The sequence below is a fragment of the Ruegeria sp. HKCCE4148 genome, from assembly GCF_017872495.1.
In the GTDB taxonomy this organism is placed as follows: Bacteria; Pseudomonadota; Alphaproteobacteria; order Rhodobacterales; family Rhodobacteraceae; genus Ruegeria.
Genome location: NZ_JAEDOS010000001.1, coordinates 460,418 through 479,484, shown reverse-complemented (window position 1 = coordinate 479,484; position 19,067 = coordinate 460,418). Strand labels below are relative to the sequence as shown.

At 58.2% G+C, this 19,067-nt stretch carries 17 protein-coding genes; 10 read left to right on the top strand and 7 right to left on the bottom strand.

The annotated features are described in order from the left end of the window. Positions 1-127: 127 nt before the first annotated feature. Together I9187_RS02400 and I9187_RS02395 are read left to right on the top strand one after the other, a co-directional pair. On the top strand, positions 128-889 hold the full coding sequence (locus tag I9187_RS02400; protein ID WP_171180158.1) for a cell cycle transcriptional regulator TrcR: 762 nt from the start codon (positions 128-130) through the stop codon (positions 887-889). A gap of 50 nt (positions 890-939) precedes the next feature. Continuing rightward, positions 940-1,329: a hypothetical protein gene (locus I9187_RS02395; RefSeq protein ID WP_171180160.1), complete on the top strand. Its 390-nt coding sequence runs from the start codon at positions 940-942 to the stop codon at positions 1,327-1,329. A gap of 56 nt (positions 1,330-1,385) precedes the next feature. Here I9187_RS02395 and I9187_RS02390 read toward each other — a convergent pair whose 3' ends face one another. Continuing rightward, entirely contained in the window at positions 1,386-2,417 is a 1,032-nt protein-coding gene (locus tag I9187_RS02390) for a permease (RefSeq protein WP_171180161.1), read from the bottom strand. Beyond that, positions 2,410-2,718 carry a metalloregulator ArsR/SmtB family transcription factor gene (locus I9187_RS02385; RefSeq protein ID WP_171180164.1) on the bottom strand — a complete coding sequence of 103 codons (309 nt, stop codon included), beginning with the start codon at positions 2,716-2,718 and terminating at the stop codon, positions 2,410-2,412. Before I9187_RS02385 ends, I9187_RS02390 begins: the two co-directional genes overlap by 8 nt. A gap of 133 nt (positions 2,719-2,851) precedes the next feature. Here I9187_RS02385 and I9187_RS02380 point away from each other — a divergent pair, with 133 nt between their 5' ends. The 6 genes from I9187_RS02380 (at position 2,852) to I9187_RS02355 (ending at position 11,863) form a co-directional block, all read left to right on the top strand. Continuing rightward, positions 2,852-4,312 carry a PLP-dependent aminotransferase family protein gene (locus I9187_RS02380; RefSeq protein WP_171180166.1) on the top strand — a complete coding sequence of 487 codons (1,461 nt, stop codon included), beginning with the start codon at positions 2,852-2,854 and terminating at the stop codon, positions 4,310-4,312. A 123-nt stretch (positions 4,313-4,435) separates the two neighbouring features. Continuing rightward, positions 4,436-6,211, top strand: coding sequence for a sulfoacetaldehyde acetyltransferase (xsc, locus tag I9187_RS02375; protein ID WP_171180169.1), 1,776 nt, complete (start codon positions 4,436-4,438; stop codon positions 6,209-6,211). Positions 6,212-6,232: 21 nt separating this feature from the next. Next, positions 6,233-7,240: a phosphate acetyltransferase gene (gene pta, locus I9187_RS02370; protein WP_209509677.1), complete on the top strand. Its 1,008-nt coding sequence runs from the start codon at positions 6,233-6,235 to the stop codon at positions 7,238-7,240. A gap of 90 nt (positions 7,241-7,330) precedes the next feature. Then, on the top strand, positions 7,331-10,150 hold the full coding sequence (locus I9187_RS02365) for a molybdopterin oxidoreductase family protein (protein ID WP_209940050.1): 2,820 nt from the start codon (positions 7,331-7,333) through the stop codon (positions 10,148-10,150). 91 nt (positions 10,151-10,241) lie between these two features. Beyond that, a complete protein-coding gene (locus I9187_RS02360; RefSeq protein WP_171180175.1) occupies positions 10,242-10,991 on the top strand; it encodes a 4Fe-4S dicluster domain-containing protein in 750 nt (249 codons plus the stop codon). After that, positions 10,991-11,863, top strand: coding sequence for a DmsC/YnfH family molybdoenzyme membrane anchor subunit (locus I9187_RS02355; protein WP_171180177.1), 873 nt, complete (start codon positions 10,991-10,993; stop codon positions 11,861-11,863). The genes I9187_RS02360 and I9187_RS02355 overlap by 1 nt, the downstream gene beginning before the upstream one ends. Positions 11,864-11,996: 133 nt before the next feature. Here the strand turns inward: I9187_RS02355 and dapA are convergent, their stop codons facing one another. Further along, a complete protein-coding gene (dapA, locus tag I9187_RS02350; RefSeq protein ID WP_171180179.1) occupies positions 11,997-12,869 on the bottom strand; it encodes a 4-hydroxy-tetrahydrodipicolinate synthase in 873 nt (290 codons plus the stop codon). A gap of 134 nt (positions 12,870-13,003) precedes the next feature. Here dapA and I9187_RS02345 point away from each other — a divergent pair, with 134 nt between their 5' ends. Beyond that, the gene (locus tag I9187_RS02345; RefSeq protein WP_171180181.1) at positions 13,004-14,977 is read left to right on the top strand and encodes a lytic transglycosylase domain-containing protein; all 1,974 of its coding nucleotides are present in this window, start codon (positions 13,004-13,006) and stop codon (positions 14,975-14,977) included. On the opposite strand, the gene I9187_RS02340 is transcribed toward I9187_RS02345, so the two are convergent. Together I9187_RS02340 and mnmD are read right to left on the bottom strand one after the other, a co-directional pair. Further along, entirely contained in the window at positions 14,951-15,820 is an 870-nt protein-coding gene (locus I9187_RS02340) for a DMT family transporter (RefSeq protein ID WP_171180183.1), read from the bottom strand. The two genes, I9187_RS02345 and I9187_RS02340, sit on opposite strands and share 27 nt — an antisense overlap. After that, positions 15,817-16,482: a tRNA (5-methylaminomethyl-2-thiouridine)(34)-methyltransferase MnmD gene (mnmD, locus tag I9187_RS02335; protein WP_171180184.1), complete on the bottom strand. Its 666-nt coding sequence runs from the start codon at positions 16,480-16,482 to the stop codon at positions 15,817-15,819. The genes I9187_RS02340 and mnmD overlap by 4 nt, the downstream gene beginning before the upstream one ends. A 55-nt stretch (positions 16,483-16,537) precedes the next feature. Here mnmD and I9187_RS02330 point away from each other — a divergent pair, with 55 nt between their 5' ends. After that, the gene (locus I9187_RS02330) at positions 16,538-17,572 is read left to right on the top strand and encodes an FAD-dependent oxidoreductase (RefSeq protein WP_171238676.1); all 1,035 of its coding nucleotides are present in this window, start codon (positions 16,538-16,540) and stop codon (positions 17,570-17,572) included. Positions 17,573-17,664: 92 nt separating this feature from the next. Here I9187_RS02330 and I9187_RS02325 read toward each other — a convergent pair whose 3' ends face one another. Both I9187_RS02325 and I9187_RS02320 read right to left on the bottom strand, forming a co-directional pair. After that, positions 17,665-18,207 (bottom strand): NAD(P)H-dependent oxidoreductase, encoded by a 543-nt coding sequence (locus I9187_RS02325; RefSeq protein WP_171180188.1) that lies wholly within the window; start codon positions 18,205-18,207, stop codon positions 17,665-17,667. A 132-nt stretch (positions 18,208-18,339) separates the two neighbouring features. Further along, positions 18,340-19,011, bottom strand: a complete 672-nt coding sequence (locus tag I9187_RS02320) for an OmpA family protein (protein WP_171180190.1) — start codon at positions 19,009-19,011, stop codon at positions 18,340-18,342. Positions 19,012-19,067 lie beyond the last annotated feature (56 nt).

Sequence of the window (19,067 nt, the reverse complement as noted above, 5' to 3'; positions counted from 1 at the left end):
CCTCTTCCCTTCTTGCACATGCGGGACTATATAGACCCCAAGTTCCCCGACAACGGAAACCTGCCCCAAATCCCCGGGGCCGCCGCATTCCGGCGACGGGACAGATGTATGTATAGGAGACGGGCTGATGGCAAAACCGCTTATGGCCAAGGCAACCGCCGTATGGCTGGTGGACAACACCACGATCAGCTTCAAGCAGATCGCGGATTTCGTAGGAATGCACGAGTTGGAAGTGCAGGGCATCGCCGATGGTGATGTCGCTGCTGGCGTTAAGGGCTTTGACCCGATCGCCAACAACCAGCTGACGCAGGACGAGATCGACGCGGCGCAGAACAACCCGCTTCACAAGCTGAAGCTCAAGTTCAATCCTTCGGCCGCTGGCGAAGAAAAGCGCCGTGGTCCGCGTTACACCCCGTTGTCCAAGCGTCAGGACCGTCCGAACTCGATCCTGTGGCTGGTCAAGTTCCACCCCGAACTCAGCGATGGCCAGATTGCCAAGTTGGTGGGCACCACCAAACCGACAATCCAGTCGATCCGCGAGCGTACCCACTGGAACATCACCAACATGCAGCCTATCGACCCGGTTGCTCTGGGCCTTTGCAAACAATCTGAGCTGGACACAGCCGTTCAGAAAGCAGCCGCCAAGAAAGCAGCCGAAGGCGGTGTGATGAGCGATGATGAGCGTCGCAAACTGGTCTCGACCGAACAGTCTCTGGAAATGGATGCCGCGCCGAAGATTCCGACAGCCATTGAAGGGCTCGAAACCTTCTCGCTGTCCGACGAGCCAGCAGAAGAAAAAGACGAAGAGCCGGTCATCGATGCCGACAGCTTCTTCAACCTTCCCAAAGGTGGGGCGGATGACGAAGACGAAGATGATCTTCGCCCATAATCCAAAATCAGCCCTGGCCGGTACGGCTGGGGCTTTTTTACGGACTAGCCATGCTTAACGTTTTTTCCGCTGTTTTTGGCCCGCATCGCGCCGTCTCGATTTATGCCTTCCTCAAAACCTGGGGTCTTGGTTTGGCTGGCGGCGTTGTCATGATCGCTATTGTCACGTTCCTGTTTCTGCTGGGTGACGAAGGTGAACACGAGCACGAAGCCTTCCTGACAGTACCGGTTTTGACTGCGACTGCCGTGAACGGAGATCTTAAAAACGGAGTCATCGCCTCGGTTCGGTTGCCGGATGGATCTGCTACTTCAATCACGTCGACCGAAGGGCAAATTTCCCAAACCGTGGGCACAACGGCTTGTATCGAGAAACGCGTATATGTCGAAAGTGGCGAGGCCCGGTATAGGTTCAAACTGCCACACCTGTGCGAAGACAACTGATGGGTTGAACCCGTGTAATAAAGCCGCCCGGCCCTCACGTCGGGCGGCTTTTGTATTTATACCATCTGAAAGATGATACCTGCGAAAATCGCACCACCCACACCAAGACTCAGGTAGGTCGCAAACACGCGGGGTTTGACCAGCGACCACACAGCGGCCATCGCCGGGATCGAGCTGACGGCACCAGCAACCATAAACGACATCGCTGCCCCTGCTGTCATTCCTTGCTCCATCAAACCGGCCAGCAGTGGCGGTGCGACGTACGAGTTCAGATAGGCCGGCATTCCCACCAAAGCGGCGACAACGATGGGCAGCACACCTTCCCCACCAACCGCGCCAGCGATGAGGTCGGCAGGTACGTAGTTGACCAACAGGGCTTCGAGCACGTAGGCCAGAGCCAGCCATTTTAACAGGAACAAGCCGTTGTGCACGAATTCCGAGCGGAACCGAACGCGTCGCTCAGGCTCCTGCCAGAATTTCCAGACTGGCTTGTCATCCAGTTTTGGACCGCATCCGCAGCATCCAACCGGTTTGTATTCGCGCAGAGGCTGGGCAAATGCACCCTGGCGCATCAGCAGCCGCACCGCGAACCCACCAAACAGGCCCAAAGCAACGGCCGCGACGGCTTTGCCAATGGCAAAGGGCCATCCCAATGCACCAGCGGCAATCAAAAGCGTCGGCGGGTCGATCAAGGGCGAGCTGAGCCAGAACGCCATAACCGCTGACAACGGCGCCCCAAGGGCCAGAAGACCCGCGATAAATGGAATGACCTCACAAGAACAGAAGGGCGCCAGCCCACCAAACAGTGCAGCCAGAAAGATCATCCGGGTCTCGCGCCCCTCAAAGGCGCGCGCCACCATCACTTCCGCACCGGTCGCCTTCAGGTATGACAAGAGCAACACGGCAAACAGGATGTATTGCCCTGTATGCGCCAAAGCCTTGGCGGCAAACGTTATGACTTCGCGCAGATTACCTGGATCCAGGACCGCCACAGCCGCAAGAATTGCAACGATCAATGCCCACGGCGTCTTGATCAGTTCAATCACGCCCTTGGCAGTCACTTTGGGGTTTTGTGTTAATTCAGCCATCGTTCGCAGCCTCTCCAACCGCGTCGGCGCAACATTCGCTTAGAATGAACTGCGCAAGGTTTCTCAATTCATCGTAACTGGCCCGGTTGATCGTGGTACGCCCGATCTTTTCCTGTTCAACCACACCACCGGCCGCAAGAAACCGCAGGTGATGGGCCAAGGTCGACGGGGCGATACCCGTCCTGCTCTGTATTTCACCAACCGTCAAACCGGCCTCGCCAGCCCGTACCAGGGTCTTGAGGACCTTCAGCCGGGCCTCCGAGCCCATGGCGGAAAATCCGGCAGCTGCTGCTTCCCACATGCGGCACCTCCATTAAACTAGATTTCTGGTTTTTTAGTTTAAATAAATCCTCTAGTCAACCCAGGCCCGGAAAATACGTCGCGCCCATGTAAGTCCAGATTGCACACCCCTTAAGTCCACCCTATAAGCAAGCATGGGGATTTCGGTTGATACATTCTTTCTTGAGCTCAACGGTCAGGGCACGCTGCAGGCTCAGATCCAGCAGATGATTGCCGAGGGCATCTTGTCAGGACGCTTTCACGTAGGAGAAAAGCTACCCTCCTCGCGTAAACTGGCCGCCCACCTTGGCGTCAGTCGAATCACGGTAACGCTGGCCTATACAGAGTTGCTGGCGAATGACTACCTGACTGCTAAGGGACGATCTGGATACTACGTTTCGCATAACGCTCCTGTCCCACCCAAATACTCTCCTGTCCAGCGCGGCACAGAATCCGTTGACTGGGACAAAGCACTGGCGCGTCGTTTTCTGGACCGCAACGTACTGCCAAAACCCAGCGACTGGCGCGAGTACCGCTATCCGTTCATTTACGGACAGGCTGACCGGACTTTGTTTGATCACGCCAACTGGCGCTTGTGCGCCGTGCGCGCGTTGGGACACAAGGACTTCGATTCACTGACCGGTGATTACGTGGATCAGGATGACCCTCTTCTGGTCGAGTTCATCGCCCGCCACACCCTTCCCAGGCGCGGCATTACCGCCCGCCCCGAAGAAATACTGATCACGTTGGGCGCGCAGAACGCGCTCTGGCTGGCGTCGCGAATCTTGCTGACTCACAATCGTTCCGCCGTGATTGAAGACCCCTGCTACTACGCGCTCCGGAGCCTACTGAACCATTGGGACTGCGCGGTTACGCCCTTGAGTGTCGATCAAAACGGGCTTCCGCCTGAGGCGATCCCTGACGACGCCGATGTCATCTTTACGACTCCCAGCCATCAAAGCCCGACCACCGCGACAATGCCAATCGAGCGCCGCAACCAACTGCTGGATCGAGCCCACGAACTGGATGCGATGGTTGTCGAAGATGACTACGAGTTTGAAATGGCTTTTCGAGGTGCGCCGTCCCCAGCACTCAAATCCATGGATCGGGATGGGCGCGTGATTTATGTCGGCAGTTTTTCCAAGTCGCTGTTCCCCGGTTTGCGACTTGGATATATGGTCGGCTCTGAACCTTTTATCCGTGAAGCACGTGCACTTCGGTCATTGGTCCTGCGTCACCCGCCTGGTCACATACAGCGTACAGCAGCATATTTTCTATCACTGGGTCACTACGACGCGCAGATCCGGCGCATGTCCAAAGCTTTGCAAGAGCGGCGTACGGCAATGAACTCAGCCATAGAAGAAAGCGGGCTGACCGTGGCCGGACGTGGCGTGATTGGCGGGTCCTCAATGTGGATGTCAGCACCCGAACAAGTAGACACGACCCAACTTGCATTAAAGCTGCAATCCCAAGGTGTTCATATTGAACCAGGCGCGCCATTTTTCTCCGGGCGGAACAGACCTCAGAACTTCTACCGCCTCGGTTACTCCTCGATCTCGACCGAGCGCATCGCGCCGGGCGTCAAACTGATCGCAGACGCCATTCGGACTGCCTAAGCGGCATCTGGACCTAATCTGGCTTTCGTTTTGGCCCTAACGCCAGTCGCGGCCATACGCCAAAACCTTATCAAACCCCGGGCAATCTGCCCGGTTTCACCCACTTGTTTGGAGAGCACTCACATGAAGATGACGACCGAAGAAGCCTTTGTTAAGGTTCTGCAGATGCACGGGATCGAACATGCGTTCGGTATCATTGGCTCGGCAATGATGCCGATTTCGGATCTGTTCCCGAAAGCTGGAATCAACTTCTGGGATTGCGCCCACGAAGGTTCAGGCGGCATGATGGCAGACGGCTACACCCGCGCCACTGGCAAAATGTCGATGATGATCGCGCAGAACGGCCCTGGCATCACCAACTTTGTCACCGCTGTTAAGACCGCCTACTGGAACCACACTCCGGTTCTGCTGGTCACTCCGCAGGCAGCCAACAAGACCATCGGTCAAGGCGGCTTCCAGGAGATGGAGCAGATGCGCATGTTCGCAGACTGTGTTGCTTACCAGGAAGAAGTGCGTGACCCCTCGCGCGTTGCCGAAGTTCTGAACCGCGTGATCATGAACGCCAAGCGCGCCAGCGCACCGGCGCAGCTGAACATCCCGCGCGACATGTGGACCCAGGTTGTAGACATCGAGCTGCCCAAGATCGTGGAATTCGAACGTCCCGCAGGCGGTGAAGATGCGGTTGCGGCAGCTGCAGAAATGCTTTCGAACGCCAAGAACCCGGTCATCCTGAACGGTGCCGGTGTTGTTCTGGCCGAAGGTGGCATCGAAGCTTCGAAAGCCCTGGCCGAGCGTCTGGACGCCCCGGTCTGCGTTGGCTACCAGCACAACGACGCCTTCCCCGGCAACCACCCGCTGTTTGCTGGCCCGCTGGGCTATAACGGCTCGAAAGCCGGTATGGAGCTGATCTCGGAAGCAGACGTTGTTCTGGCTCTGGGAACGCGTCTGAACCCGTTCTCGACCCTGCCCGGCTACGGCATCAACTATTGGCCGGCAGACGCGAAGATCATTCAGGTCGACATCAACCCTGACCGTATCGGCCTCACCAAAGACGTCAGCGTCGGCATCATCGGTGACGCAGCCAAAGTGGCCACCGGCATCCTGTCTCGCCTGAGCGAAACTGCAGGTGACGAAGGCCGTCAAGAGCGTAAGGACCGTATCGCCCAGAAGAAATCCGCATGGGCACAGGAACTGACCTCGATGACCCACGAAGACGACGATCCGGGCACCACCTGGAACGAGCGTGCACGTGCTGCCAAGCCTGACTGGATGAGCCCCCGCATGGCATGGCGCGCAATCCAGGCCGCGCTGCCGAAAGAGGCGATCATCTCGTCCGACATCGGCAACAACTGCGCCATCGGCAACGCCTACCCGTCCTTCGAAGAAGGCCGCAAGTACCTGGCCCCTGGCCTGTTCGGCCCCTGTGGCTACGGTCTGCCTGCCATCGTTGGCGCGAAAATCGGCCAGCCAGACGTTCCTGTTGTCGGCTTTGCTGGTGACGGTGCATTCGGTATCGCCGTGAACGAACTGACCGCCATTGGCCGTTCGGAATGGCCCGCCGTGACTCAGATCGTTTTCCGCAACTACCAGTGGGGTGCGGAAAAGCGGAACTCGACCCTGTGGTTCGATGACAACTTCGTCGGCACCGAGCTGGACACTCAGGTTTCCTATGCCGGTATCGCCAAGGCCTGTGGACTGAAAGGCGTTGTCGCTCGCACTCAGGAAGAGCTGACCGATGCGCTGAACCAGGCGATTGAAGACCAGAAAAACGGCATCACCACTCTGATCGAAGCTCTGATCAACCAAGAACTGGGTGAGCCCTTCCGCCGTGACGCGATGAAAAAGCCTGTAGCTGTTGCCGGTATCGACGCCGACGACATGCGCGAGCAAGCCGTCTAAGCAGAACAGGAGCCAGCGCGCATGACCCAAACACCAATCGAGCTGTTGCGTCAGCGCGCCCCGGACACCCGTCCTGTGATTTCTTTATGCGAAGGCAGTGATCCCCGCGTTGTTGCGGGGGCGCTTGCCGCCCAAAAGGCCGATCTGGCCGATGTTATTCTGGTTGGCCCGCAAGCCGAAGTCGAAGCAGCCCTGAAAGACCAAGGTGCTGCTCCTTCACAGAACGTTGCGGTGCATGACCCTGCAACCTCGGATCTGACCGAGGAGTTTACCCAAACATTTTACGAATTGCGCAAACACAAGGGCGTCGACTTGGCCAAGGCTCGCGCTGCCGTTGAAACAGCGCCGGTCTATGCCGCCATGCTGGTGCGCAGCGGGCGCGCCACCGGAACGGTTGGCGGTGCAGTGCACACCACCGGCGATATTGTCCGTGCTGCAATTCAGGTCATCGGAATGGCCCCCGATGCAGGAATGGTTTCGTCATTTTTTCTGATGTACCCTCCGGAAAATGCCCAACCCGACGCACGGGCTATGCTTTATTCAGACTGCGGTCTGGTCATCAATCCGTCTGCTTCTGAATTGAGCAAAATCGCCATCGCCTCGGCCGCTTCGGCAAAGACTCTTCTTCAGATCGATCCCAAAATCGCAATGCTCAGTTTTTCGACGAAAGGCAGCGCCAAACACCCGGACGTGGACAAGGTGATCGAAGCCACGGACACTTTACGTCAGACCGCACCTGATCTGTCCGTCGACGGAGAATTGCAGTTTGACGCCGCTTTTGTTCCTTCGGTCGGCGAACGCAAATCCCCCGGATCATCCGTCGCCGGTCAGGCCAACGTGATGATTTTCCCCAATCTCGATGCGGGCAATATCGGCTACAAGATCACTCAAAGACTGGGAGGTTACACCGCGATTGGTCCTGTGCTTCAGGGGCTGGCCCAACCGGCCAACGATCTTTCGCGCGGATGCTCCGCCGAGGATGTGACTCAAATGATCGCTGTGACCTGCCTGCAAGCCAAAAAGACGTAACGCACTTATTCGCACCGTTTTTCGGAACAGTGTTCTCAAATTGGGAAGAAACTGACACATTCTTCCCAACCCAACCGACAGGACCCGCCAATGACCCATCAGCAGCCGATCCTTGATACATCTCCGAAAGTTTCGGACGAGGTGCGCAAGACCACGTGCTATATGTGTGCCTGCCGCTGCGGCATCAACGTGCACATGAAAGACGGCAAAGTCGCCTATATCGAGGGCAACCGGAATCACCCCGTCAACAAAGGCGTCCTGTGCGCCAAAGGCTCTGCGGGGATCATGCAGGTCAACGCGCCGTCGCGGCTGCGGGCGCCGCTGAAACGCGTTGGCCCGCGCGGCTCGGGTGAGTTCGAGGAAATCAGCTGGGATGAAGCGCTGGAACTTGCCGTCAGCTGGTTGAAGCCGATCCGCGAGGACAATCCTGAAAAGCTGGCCTTCTTCACCGGCCGCGACCAGAGCCAAAGTTTCACCAGTTTCTGGGCACAAAATTTTGGCACATGTAATTACGCAGCGCATGGCGGTTTCTGCTCCGTAAACATGGCTGCGGGTGGCATCTATACGATGGGCGGCGCGTTCTGGGAATTCGGACAACCCGACTGGGACCACACCAAGCTGTTCATGTTGTTTGGCGTGGCGGAAGACCACGATTCAAACCCGATCAAAATAGGTATCGGCAAAATCAAGGCTCGAGGTGCGCGGGTCATCGGTGTCAACCCGATCCGCTCGGGCTATAACGCCGTGGCGGATGACTGGGTCGGCATCACACCGGGCACCGATGGGCTGTTCATCCTGTCTATGATTCACGTGTTGATGAAAGCAGGCAAGATCGACCTCGACTACCTCAGCCGCTACACCAACGCACCGGTACTGATCGACGCGTCCGAAGGCGCGACCAAGGGTTTGTTCCTGCGGGATGAGGATGGCAAACCGCTTGTCATCGACCGCGTCACCGGTGAATTGACTGCCTTTGACAAGCCCGGTGTTCGCCCGGACTTGTCGGCCACTTACGAAAAAGACGGCGTCACCCACCGCCCGGTCTTCCACCTGATGGCCGAACGGTATCTCAGCGATGAATATGCCCCCGAGAATGTCGCCGATCAGTGCGGCATCCCGGCCCAGCGTATCCGTGCCATCGCAGGTGAACTGGCCCGCGTCGCCTTCGACGAAGCGTTCGAGTTGGATCACGAATGGACCGATTTCCGCGGTGAAAAACACACCAAGATGATCGGCCGGCCCGTCGCCATGCACTCGATGCGCGGCGTCTCGGCCCATGCCAACGGTTTCCAAACCTGCCGCGCGCTGCATGTGCTTCAGATCCTGCTGGGCACGGTCGAGGTTCCCGGCGGCTTTCGCTTCAAACCGCCCTACCCCAAACCGGTCGAGGCGCACCCGAAACCACATTGCAAGGTTACTCCGAACTCACCGCTGGACGGCCCGCATCTGGGCTTTGTTCAAGGACCTGATGATCTGGCACTCAAGGCTGATGGCAGCCCGGCGAGGATCGACAAGGCGTTTACATGGGAAAACCCGATGTCCAGCCACGGGCTGATGCATATGGTGATCTCGAACGCCCACGCAGGTGATCCCTACAAGATCGATACGCTTTTCATGTACATGGCCAACATGTCGTGGAACTCGACCATGAACACCAAGGGCGTCATGGAGATGTTGACCGACAAGGATGAGAACGGCGATTACGTGATCCCGCGCATCATCTACTCCGATGCCTACAGTTCGGAAATGGTGGCTTATGCCGACCTGATCCTGCCAGATACCACCTATCTGGAACGCCACGATTGTATCTCACTGCTTGACCGCCCCATCTGCGAGGCCGAAGCCGCCGCAGACGCGATCCGCTGGCCTGTAATCGAACCTGATCGCGACGTACGCGGGTTCCAGTCGGTGCTGATCGATCTGGCCAACCGCATGGGCCTGCCCGGCTTCACCAATGAAGACGGCAGTGCCAAGTGGACGGACTATGCCGATTACATCGTGAACCACGAACGCAAACCGGGCATCGGCCCGCTGGCTGGGTTCCGGGGCGGGAACGGCGACAAGGAAGGTCGGGGCGAGGTCAACCCGGACCAGTTGAACCGCTACATCGAAAACGGCGGCTTCTACGTGGCCCACATCCCTCAGGGTGCGGATTATTACAAGCCGTGGAACACTGCCTATCAGGACTGGGCCGTAGACATGGGCATCTATGACAGCCCGCAACCCTACCTGTTCCAGCTTTATTCCGAACCGATGCGCAAATTCCAGCTGGCCGCCGAAGGCCATGGCGAACGTCAACCGCCGGATCATCTGCGCGCGCGCATAAAAGAGACGCTGGACCCGATGCCCATCTGGTACGAAACCGATCAGACTGGCAACGAGGGCTTCACCGTCAATGCCCTGACCCAACGCCCGATGGCGATGTATCACAGCTGGGGCACCCAGAACGCCTGGCTGCGCCAATTGCACGGGCGCAACCCGCTCTACGTGCCGACCAAGCTGATGCGCGAGCACGGGCTGCAGGACGGCGATTGGGCCAAGGTGACGTCTCCGCACGGAGAGATCACGGTCCCGGTCATGGAAATGGCGGCACTGAACGACAACACCGTCTGGACCTGGAACGCCATCGGCAAACGCAAAGGCGCTTGGGCCCTGCAGGAGGACGCGCCCGAAGCCACCAAGGGTTTCCTGCTGAACCACCTGATCCACGAGCTTCTGCCAGCAAAGGGCGACGGTTTGCGCTGGGCCAATTCCGACCCGATCACCGGTCAGGCCGCTTGGTTTGACCTCAAAGTCAAACTCGAAAAGGCCGCACCGCCTTCAGATGCAGAAAGCCAGCCGGAATTTGCACCGATCAAATCACCAGTTGGCCAAGGTCCGAAAGACCTGGCGTGGAAGGTGGGAAAATGACCCGATCCGCTTTTCATCTGGCCCAAAATACCTCGGGGTCTGGGGCTGAGCCCCAGCCCGCCCTCACAACAATCGCGGAGGCAAGGCAGTCATGACCCAGCTCCCCACATCCACCGAGCGCAAGATGGGTCTGGTCATTGACCTGGACACCTGCGTGGGCTGCCACGCCTGCGTGATCTCGTGCAAAGGCTGGAACACCGAAAACTACGGCGCGCCTCTGTCCGACCAGGACGCCTATGGCGCCAACCCCTCGGGCACGTTCCTGAACCGGGTGCATTCGTACGAAGTGCAACCTGCGGAAGGTCACGCTCAGTTGATCCACTTCCCTAAGTCGTGCCTGCATTGCGAAGATGCGCCCTGCGTCACCGTCTGCCCGACTGGTGCCAGCTATAAGCGTGTTGAAGACGGCATCGTTTTGGTGAACGAAAGCGACTGCATCGGCTGCGGCCTCTGCGCTTGGTCGTGCCCTTACGGCGCGCGCGAGCTGGATCAGGCCGAAGGCGTCATGAAAAAATGTACGCTCTGCGTTGACCGAATCTATAACGAAAACCTGCCAGAGGTGGATCGTGTCCCTTCTTGTGTACGCACCTGCCCCGCTGGTGCTCGGCACTTTGGCGATCTGGGCGATCCTGACAGCGACGTCAGCAAGCTGGTTGCAGACCGGGGTGGCATGGATCTGATGCCCGAAATGGGCACCAAACCCGTTAACAAATACCTGCCGCCGCGCCCCAAGGATACGGTTGAAGACCAAATCGACATATTGGCACCCCTGTTGGCGCCGGTCGCTGAAGAACCCAAAGGTTTCCTCGGCTGGCTCGACAAGACGCTGGAGAAACTCTGATGCATCCTGCACCCTCCGTCATTATCTTCACCACTTTGTCCGGACTGGGTTTTGGCCTGTTGGTCTTCCTGGGCCTCGGGTTTCCAGCCGTCTCGGGCTGGATAGCTTTTGTCTTCTTTGCCATCGCCTATGCGTTGGCTGTCGGCGGGCTGATGGCATCAACGTTCCATCTGGGCCACCCGGAGCGCGCTTGGAAAGCCTTTACCCAATGGAAGACCAGTTGGCTCAGCCGCGAAGGCTGGTGCGCTGTTCTGGCCCTGATTTTCATGGGCCTCTACGCGCTTGGTCTGGTATTTCTGGATCAGAAGTGGAGCCTTTTGGGCTTGATCGGTGCGCTGTTCTCGCTGGCAACTGTTTTCACCACGTCGATGATCTACACACAGCTCAAAACCATCCCGCGCTGGAACATGAACCTGACCCCAGTGATGTTCCTTAGCTTTAGCTTGGCGGGTGGTGCATTGCTGGCTGGTCAAACAAGCGTTGCTATTCCACTGCTTCTGATCGCCGCGCTTGTACAGATCTTGTACTGGCGCAAAGGGGATCAGGCGTTTACATCCTCGGGAACCGATCTGGGCACCGCGACTGGTCTTGGCGCGCGCGGATCCGTCCGCGCCTTTGAACCACCGCATACCGGAACCAACTATCTGCTGCGGGAATTTGTGCACGTAGTCGGTCGCAAACATGCCGAGAAGCTGCGGATCATCTCGTTTGTTCTGGCCTTTTTGCTGCCGGTGTTGCTGCTGGTTTTACCATTCAATCACGTCTTCGCGTTGCTGGCCGTAGCGTCGCATCTGGCGGGTGTGGCGACGTCACGCTGGTTGTTCTTTGCGCAAGCAGAACATGTCGTAGGGCTATACTACGGGAAACGTTAAAGGGGGCTCTGCCCCCGACGCGGCAAGCCGCGCCTCCCCCGAGGTATTTATAGCCAGATGAAGTCTGGACCCGTAAAATGAAAAGGGCGGCTCTCGTGCTTCGAGGCCGCCCTTTTGTCATCTCGGGTCCATCTTAGATCAGGCTGGCATGTGCCATTGCGGCTTCAATTGCGGCCTTGGTGCTGTCCTCAAGCTCGGTCAAAGGTGAACGGACCTCGGTGCTGCAGAGACCAAGTTTGCTGAGTGCGTATTTGGCGCCAACAAGGCCCGGCTCGATAAAGATGGCTTCGTGCAGCGGCATCAACTTGTCCTGATAGGCCAGCGCTTTTGCATAGTCCCCGGTCAGTGTGGCCTGTTGGAACTCGGCACAGAGCCTGGGGGCTACGTTTGCGGTGACCGAGATGCAGCCAACACCGCCATGAGCATTGAAACCAAGCGCCGTCGCATCTTCACCGGAAAGCTGGCAGAAATCTGAGCCACAGGTCGCGCGCTGTTGGCTGACACGGGCCAGATCGCCCGTGGCGTCTTTGACTCCAACGATGCGTGGCAGCTTCGACAACTCACCCATTGTAGAGGGTGTCATATCGACAACGGACCGTCCGGGAATGTTGTAGATGATGATCGGAATATTCGCAGCTTCGTGCAGAGCCTGAAAATGTGCGATCAGGCCGTTTTGGGTCGGCTTGTTGTAATAGGGGGTGACGACCAGCGCTGCGTCCGCGCCGACCTTTTCGGCGAACTGCACGAACCGAATAGCCTCGACCGTATTGTTCGATCCGGCCCCGGCGATGACCGGAACGCGGCCCGCCGCTGTTTTCACAACCTCTTCGATCACCGTTTCATGCTCATCATGGCTGAGCGTGGGGCTCTCGCCCGTGGTTCCGACCGGCACCAGACCGGTCGAGCCTTCGGTGATCTGCCAATCCACAAGGTGTTTGAGCGTCTTCAGGTCCAACTCGCCGTTATTGAACGGGGTGACGAGGGCTGGCATTGAGCCTTTGAACATGACACGCTCCTTTAAGGTGCAATTTGCGGTTTTTGCGCCTCGGTCCCTCACGTTTCCAGCTTTGTGAGTTGATCCCGGCGACGCACGGTTTATCCTCACAGGCTCTATCCTCGGTTGGTTGGGAAATGCAAGGGATGACACGCTTTCTGGCATTGTTGATTGCTGTGATTGTGTATTCAGTGACGGCACCGCAGCTTGCGCGGGCGGATGCCGCAGGTGATTTGCGCGCAGGTCTTTATGAAATGCGCAAGGGCGACTGGAACGCCGCGCTGCGTGTGTCTGGCCAGCGCGGGTCCGTATCGCGCGATATCATCGTCTGGCACTGGCTGCGCGAAGGGTTCGGCAGCTCGGGCGATGTGCTGGTGTTTCTTGAACGCCGTCCGGACTGGCCCGGACTTGCATGGTTGCGCCGCAAAAGCGAACCGGTCTTTACCGGCGCCGATCCTGACAGGGTATTGAAGTTTTATTCTGACATGCCCCCTCAGACTGCTGAAGGTGCTTTGAACTATGCAATCGCTCTGAAAGCAAAGGGGCGCGTCGGAGACGCCGAAGCGGATATCGTCACCGCGTGGCGGACCATGCCGATGGGTTCGGGGTTGCAGAAGACGTATCTGGAAAACTTTGCGAAGCTGTTGAAACCGCATCACACCGCACGTTTGGACCGAATGTTGTGGGATGGTCATCTGGTCAGTTCCGGCCAAATGCTGTCGCTGGTCAATGCCGATCAGCGCAAGTTGGCAGAGGCGCGGATCGCCTTGCAAAAGCGCCAGCCTGGTGTGGACAGCAAAGTCGCGGCGGTTCCGAAATCGCTAAAGGATGCGCCTGGGCTTGCCTTTGATCGGTTTGTCTGGCGGGACAGGAAGGAACTGGATGACAGTGCCATTGACCTTATGCTGGCGCGTTCGACTGGCCCGGATGCCTTGGGCGAACCCGACAAATGGGCCGAAGGGCGCCGCCGTCTGGCACGGCTTGAGATGCGGTCTGGACGATTGGCACGAGCTTACGACGTCGCCGCCAATCACCACATGACACCTGAAATGGGCTATGGATATGCGGATCTGGAGTGGCTGGCAGGGTTTCTGGCGCTGCGTAAGCTGAATGACCCAGCCACGGCTGTACGGCATTTCCAAAACTTCTCGGACGCGGTCCGATCCCCAATCTCGAAGGGGCGCGGCGGCTATTGGCTTGGGCGGGCTTATGCTGCGTTGGGGGATGCGGACAAAGCATATGACGCGTATGCCGCAGGGGCCGACTACCAGACTTCGTTCTACGGCTTGCTTGCTGCGGAACAGATAGGAAGGCCGTTTGACACAGAGCTGGCCAACCCACGCCGCGCACCGCATTGGCGGCAGGCAGAATTTGCCGATTCCAGTGTTTTGGAAGCAGGCTTGCTGCTGCTGAAGGCCGGAGAGGCGAACCTGTCCGAGAGGTTCCTGACCCATCTGGTTGAAAGCCTTGATCCGGTACAGGCCAATCAACTTGGCGACTTGGTCATCGAGCTGAAACAGCCGCACCTGGCGGTTATGATCGCCAAGCGGGCAGCGACCACAGGCACTGTTTTGCCCGCAGCATATTACCCGATGCATCCGGTGGCCGATATGCGCCTGCCTATGGCCAAGGAAATGACGCTGGCGATTGCGCGACGCGAAAGCGAGTTTGATCCTGTCGTCATTAGTGGCGCGGGAGCGCGCGGCCTGATGCAGGTGATGCCTGCAACAGCCAAGCTGGTCGCAGGTGAGCTGGGCATTCTCAGTGGCCACAAAACCGGCCGATTGACCACGGATTGGCAGTACAACGCCAAGCTGGGGGCCAACTACCTTTCTGGACTGGCCGCTGATTTCAACGGCAACGTAGTGATGATGGCGGCCGGGTACAACGCGGGGCCAAGGCGACCGATCTCGTGGATGGAACGTTTTGGCGACCCCCGCGCGGGCCAGATCGATATCGTCGACTGGATCGAGACAATTCCGTTCAGTGAAACCCGCAACTACGTGATGCGCGTGACCGAAAGCCTGCCGGTTTACCGGGCCCGATTGGGGCAGCCCGCGCTTCCGGTCCCGTTCTCGCAGGAGCTGATCGGATCATCTCTGGCGGCGTTCGCGCCATAAGGTGAACAGCCCTGCGGCCACAACAATTGCTGCGCCTACGACAACTTCGGGGCGCAGCATCTCGCCAAAGACCGAGATCCCCAGAATCGCGCTCCAGACCAGATGGAAATAGGCGAAGGGCTGCACCGCGCTGGCCTCGGCCATCTCGTAGCACTTGATCAGCAACCAGTGCCCGGATGCACCACTTACACACAGCAACGCCATCCAGCCCCAGTCGGCGGGGACCATCGGCTCCCAAAACCACATACCGACCAGAGTCATTGCAACTGCGCCTGAGACGCCGGTCCAGAAAAAGCTGGTGGCTGTGCTGTCCTGACGCGCGGCATAACGTGTCAACAAGGCGTAGATCGCAAACATCAGGGCGGAAATCAGGGGAATGATCGCCCATGGGTCAAATACCCCAACGCCGGGCTGCAAAATGATCAGAACGCCGATACACCCCACTCCAATCGCGCTCCACCGCCGCCATCCGACTTGTTCGCCCAGAACCGGCCCGCTGAGTGCGGCGACAAGCAAAGGATAACATATGAAAATGGCCATGCTGTCGATCAGTCCAAGCACAGTGAAGCCGAAGACCGCGACGCAGATCTCTGCGGCCAACAACACGCCCCGGGTGATCTGCAGACCCAACTGATTTGTTTGCGTCGCGGCCCTCAAACCGCCTGCAGAGCGCGCGGCTATCGCTATGACAAACGCCGCGAAGAACCAATAGCGGATCATAACCACCATGTAGGTGTTGTAGGTCCCGGCCAAATGGCGCGAGATTCCGTCCTGTAGGGCAAAGACAATTGTCGCGCCCACCATTAAGGCGATGCCTGCGCCAACGTTGTTCTTTTGTGTCATGCTTTGAATGCCCGCGTCATATGTCGCTTGCGGCCATAGCCGGGCGCGCGGGTGATGTCGAACCCGGCATCCTCCAACCCTCGGCGCACAAAGCCTGCGGCGGTATATGTGGCGGCGGTCCCCTCTGTAACGGTGTGGTTTGCAACCTCCTGCATCAGGTCTGCACCCCATAGTTCCGGATTCTTGGCGGGCGAAAACCCGTCAAGAAACCAGGCATCTGCTATTCCGGCCCATTTCGGCAAAGTCTCACGAGCATCTCCGATGATCAGCTCAAACGCGAGGGTTTCAAGCGTGCAATCGCGGCCCGTCCAATGCGCAAGAAACCGGCTGCTCCACGCTTGCAATTCGGGAAAGGCTTCAAGCGCACGCTGCATATCTTTCGCGGCCATGGGAAAAGCTTCGAAACTGGTAAACCGCAAGGGTCCTGTTTGACCTGATTTCTCCCACTCAGACCAAACGGTCAGCAGATTCAGGCCCGTGCCAAAACCCAGCTCGGCAATGTGAAATCCAGGTGTGAAGCGCGCAGGCAAATCATTGCCAGCCAAAAACACGTGTCGCGTCTCTTCCAGCCCGTTCTGCAGCGAATAATAGGGATCATCGAAACGATCCGAGACCGGTATCTGATCCTCGGTCCAAGTCAATTTGGCACGCTGGTCTGCCATCGGGGAATCCTGTAGCTAAGCGGCGCGACACTGAACAAGGAAAAGGGAATTGGCAATGGTCGATGTTACAGTTCGCGGTGCAGGCATTTTCGGCCTGTCCATTGCCTGGACCTGCGCCCGGCGCGGCGCGAAAGTGCAGGTTGTCGATCCATTCGGCCCCGGAGCCGGCTCCAGCGGCGGTCTGGTCGGCGCATTGGCCCCGCATGTACCTGAAAACTGGAACGCCAAGAAAGCCTTTCAGTTCGAAAGCCTGATCATGGCTGAAGCTTTCTGGCGGCAAGTCGAAGAAACCGGCGGCGTTTCCTCCGGTTATGGTCGGTTGGGTCGCCTTCAACCCATCTCGGATACCCGCAGCCTTGACCTTGCGCGGCAGCGCGAAGGTACGGCAGATAGACTTTGGCAAGGTCAGGCCGAATGGCGCGTGATCACCACCGCGCAAGCTGGAGCGTGGTGCCCGCCCAGCCCCACCGGATTTGTCATCCGGGACACTCTGACCGCACGGATGCACCCCCGGCGAGCCTGCGCCGCGCTTGTTGCCGCCCTTGAGGTTATGGGCGTTCACGTTGTCAATGATGCGGAAAACAAAGGACAGGTTGTACACGCAACTGGCCTTGCCGGGTTAAAAGAGCTCAACGATGCCTACGGCAAGACCGTTGGCAACGGCGTCAAAGGGCAAGCTGCCCTGTTGCGCTTTGACGCGGGTGAGGTCCCGCAGCTCTTTGCCGATGCTATACATATTGTGCCCCACGCGGACGGAACACTGGCGATCGGATCAACCTCGGAGCGGGAGTATGACGATCCGACCAGCACAGACAGCGCTCTGGACGACGTGATTGACCGCGCCACGCGTGCCCTGCCGCTGCTGCACGGGGCCGAGGTAATAGAACGCTGGGCTGGTGTCCGCCCCCGCAGTAAAAGCCGCGCGCCAATGCTGGGCGCACATCCATTGCATCAGGGGCAGTTCATCGCAAATGGCGGGTTCAAGATCGGGTTTGGCATGGCCCCCAAGATCGCCGAGGTCATGGCTGATCTGATGCTGGAAAACCGGGATGAAATCCCCGAAGATTTCCGACCCGACGCCTCATTGTAATCGATGCACTCTACGAGATGGACGCATATACCCAACACCACCCTTTGAGGCTAGCCAGCCCGAACGTGCCATGCCCAATACGCGAGCCAGTTTCAAAAACCAGCCTCGGCACGGAGTTTCTGCATCAGTTTGTGCAGTGACTTTTCATAGCGGTCAGAGGCCAGTTTTCCGTGCTCGTCAAACTCGTTCGAACTGTTCGCCAGATGGATTTCAGGCCCCTGCAGAATGCGTGGCTGAAAGGGCACCATAAACGACCGCAGGATCATCTGTGCCCGCTCACCGCCTGCACGACCCGCTGCCGCCGACATGACCGCAACCGGTTTGTCGGCCCAAGGGTTACCCTGAGTGCGGCTGACCCAGTCCAGCGCGTTCTTCAGAACGCCAGATGGACCCTTATTGTACTCCGGCGTCGAGATAATTACCGCGTCAGCCTGTGCGATTTGATCTGCCAGAGACTGCACCGCTGCCGGTATGCCCTCACCCTCTTCCAGATCCCCGTCATAAAGGGGCAAGTTCAGGTCTGCTTCGACAAAGTGGGCCGGATCAAACAACCGGGCCGCTTCCCGCAAAAGCTTGCGGTTGGTCGCATCCTGACGCAGGGATCCAGACAGACCAAGGAGAGTGGGTTGAGACATCTAGGGGAACTCCATTTCTGTGATTTCTGGAAAACTAGCCCGAGTTGGACCTGTTCCAAACCCCATTTGACGCACAGTCAATGCGCAAACGGGGCCGCCAAAGGCGACCCCGTGCAAAATGTTTAATCCGCGTTACGCGTTTCCGCTGGGCACAACAACGATTTCAACCCGCCTGTTTTGCGCCTTGCCTTCCGGTGTCAGGTTCGATGCCACAGGATTGTTCTCGCCCTGACCGATTGTTGTGATGCGATTATAGCTGACACCATTAGCCTGCAGGACATCCGCAACCGCATTGGCGCGACGTTCAGACAGCCCTTGATTGTAACCCGCGTCACCGTCGCTGTCTGTGTGACCGATGATCTGCACGTTCGAATTGGGGTAATTGACCAGATTTTGACCCACTTTCACCAGATCAGATCGTAGCGCCGGGCGCACGGTCGAACTGTCGGTGTCAAAGGTAATATCGTTAGGAACAGTCACAATCAGCCGGTCACCCGCATTAACGATGGTGATCCCGTCATTTGCCAATTGCTGACGCAGCTCTGCCGCCTGTTTGTCCAGCTGGTTGCCGATCAGACCGCCACCAGCAGCGCCAATTGCGGCCCCTGCCAGCGCGCCCAGACCGGGGTTCGAGTTGTTGGCAATCGCCCCTATGCCCGCCCCGACAAGACCGCCCAGAACGGCGCCTTGCTTGGTATTTTGGTTTGGATCGCTTTGCACCGACAACGTACCTGGATCTGTGCAAGCCGACAGAACAAGAACCGAACTCAGCCCCGTGGCCAGAATAAACTTGGAAATCGTCATGATATCACCTTCTGCTCAAACACCCGTTTGTCAGGTGCGTTTGGTTTTCCCCAGTA

Excerpts from the sequence above, each read along its gene's own strand:
- I9187_RS02400 (WP_171180158.1), top strand. The coding sequence starts at position 128 with ATGGCAAAACCGCTTATGGCCAAGGCAACCGCCGTATGGCTGGTGGAC.
- I9187_RS02395 (WP_171180160.1), top strand. The coding sequence starts at position 940 with ATGCTTAACGTTTTTTCCGCTGTTTTTGGCCCGCATCGCGCCGTCTCG.
- I9187_RS02390 (WP_171180161.1), bottom strand. The coding sequence starts at position 2,417 with ATGGCTGAATTAACACAAAACCCCAAAGTGACTGCCAAGGGCGTGATT.
- I9187_RS02385 (WP_171180164.1), bottom strand. The coding sequence starts at position 2,718 with ATGTGGGAAGCAGCAGCTGCCGGATTTTCCGCCATGGGCTCGGAGGCC.
- I9187_RS02380 (WP_171180166.1), top strand. The coding sequence starts at position 2,852 with ATGGGGATTTCGGTTGATACATTCTTTCTTGAGCTCAACGGTCAGGGC.
- xsc (WP_171180169.1), top strand. The coding sequence starts at position 4,436 with ATGAAGATGACGACCGAAGAAGCCTTTGTTAAGGTTCTGCAGATGCAC.
- pta (WP_209509677.1), top strand. The coding sequence starts at position 6,233 with ATGACCCAAACACCAATCGAGCTGTTGCGTCAGCGCGCCCCGGACACC.
- I9187_RS02365 (WP_209940050.1), top strand. The coding sequence starts at position 7,331 with ATGACCCATCAGCAGCCGATCCTTGATACATCTCCGAAAGTTTCGGAC.
- I9187_RS02360 (WP_171180175.1), top strand. The coding sequence starts at position 10,242 with ATGACCCAGCTCCCCACATCCACCGAGCGCAAGATGGGTCTGGTCATT.
- I9187_RS02355 (WP_171180177.1), top strand. The coding sequence starts at position 10,991 with ATGCATCCTGCACCCTCCGTCATTATCTTCACCACTTTGTCCGGACTG.
- dapA (WP_171180179.1), bottom strand. The coding sequence starts at position 12,869 with ATGTTCAAAGGCTCAATGCCAGCCCTCGTCACCCCGTTCAATAACGGC.
- I9187_RS02345 (WP_171180181.1), top strand. The coding sequence starts at position 13,004 with ATGACACGCTTTCTGGCATTGTTGATTGCTGTGATTGTGTATTCAGTG.
- I9187_RS02340 (WP_171180183.1), bottom strand. The coding sequence starts at position 15,820 with ATGACACAAAAGAACAACGTTGGCGCAGGCATCGCCTTAATGGTGGGC.
- mnmD (WP_171180184.1), bottom strand. The coding sequence starts at position 16,482 with ATGGCAGACCAGCGTGCCAAATTGACTTGGACCGAGGATCAGATACCG.
- I9187_RS02330 (WP_171238676.1), top strand. The coding sequence starts at position 16,538 with ATGGTCGATGTTACAGTTCGCGGTGCAGGCATTTTCGGCCTGTCCATT.
- I9187_RS02325 (WP_171180188.1), bottom strand. The coding sequence starts at position 18,207 with ATGTCTCAACCCACTCTCCTTGGTCTGTCTGGATCCCTGCGTCAGGAT.
- I9187_RS02320 (WP_171180190.1), bottom strand. The coding sequence starts at position 19,011 with ATGACGATTTCCAAGTTTATTCTGGCCACGGGGCTGAGTTCGGTTCTT.